General features: G+C 55.7%; 1 rRNA gene. It reads right to left on the bottom strand.

The features are described from left to right. Positions 1-54: 54 nt before the first annotated feature. Positions 55-1362: ribosomal RNA gene (locus HMPREF2781_RS04540) — 16S ribosomal RNA — on the bottom strand; the annotation flags it as partial.

Below are 1362 nucleotides of genomic sequence, written 5' to 3'. Positions count from 1 at the left end.
AAAACACTCACATGCTTAAAGACACCAACTGGTGCCACAAATAAAGCTCCTTAGAAAGGAGGTGATCCACCCGCACCTTCCGGTACGGGTACCTTGTTACGACTTCGTCCCAATCGCCGATCCCACCTTCGACAGCTCCCTAACAAGTTTAGGCCACTGGCTTCGGGTGTTACCAACTTTCATGACGTGACGGGCGGTGTGTACAAGGCCCGGGAACGTATTCACCGCAGCATTGCTGATCTGCGATTACTAGCGACTCCGACTTCATGGGGTCGAGTTGCAGACCCCAATCCGAACTAAGGCCGGCTTTCAGCGATTCGCTCCACCTCACAGTGTCGCTGCGCGTTGTACCGACCATTGTAGCATGTGTGAAGCCCTGGACATAAGGGGCATGATGATTTGACGTCATCCCCACCTTCCTCCGAGTTAACCCCGGCAGTCTCTCATGAGTCCCCAACCAAATGCTGGCAACATAAGACAAGGGTTGCGCTCGTTGCGGGACTTAACCCAACATCTCACGACACGAGCTGACGACAACCATGCACCACCTGTACACCAACCACAAGGGACACTACATCTCTGCAGCAATCTGGTGTATGTCAAGCCCAGGTAAGGTTCTTCGCGTTGCATCGAATTAATCCACATGCTCCGCCGCTTGTGCGGGCCCCCGTCAATTCCTTTGAGTTTTAGCCTTGCGGCCGTACTCCCCAGGCGGGGCGCTTAATGCGTTAGCTACGGCACAGAAGACGTGGAAGCCCCCTACACCTAGCGCCCACCGTTTACGGCATGGACTACCAGGGTATCTAATCCTGTTTGCTACCCATGCTTTCGCTCCTCAGCGTCAGTAACTGCCCAGAGACCTGCCTTCGCCATCGGTGTTCCTCCTGATATCTGCGCATTTCACCGCTACACCAGGAATTCCAGTCTCCCCTACAGCACTCAAGTTATGCCCGTATCGCCTGCACGCCCGAAGTTAAGCCCCGGAATTTCACAGACGACGCGACAAACCACCTACGAGCTCTTTACGCCCAGTAATTCCGGACAACGCTCGCACCCTACGTATTACCGCGGCTGCTGGCACGTAGTTAGCCGGTGCTTCTTATACAGGTACCGTCACTTACGCTTCGTCCCTGTCGAAAGGAGTTTACAACCCGAAGGCCGTCATCCCCCACGCGGCGTCGCTGCATCAGGCTTCCGCCCATTGTGCAATATTCCCCACTGCTGCCTCCCGTAGGAGTCTGGGCCGTATCTCAGTCCCAATGTGGCCGTACACCCTCTCAGGCCGGCTACCCGTCGACGCCTTGGTAGGCCATTACCCCACCAACAAGCTGATAGGCCGCGAGCTCATCTTGCACCGAAAAA

It is taken from the genome of Corynebacterium sp. HMSC062A03 (genome assembly GCF_001811145.1).
GTDB classification, from domain to species: domain Bacteria; phylum Actinomycetota; class Actinomycetes; order Mycobacteriales; family Mycobacteriaceae; genus Corynebacterium; species Corynebacterium aurimucosum.
The sequence above is the reverse complement of the archived record's forward strand: the minus strand, read 5'-3'. Positions and strand labels throughout refer to the sequence as shown.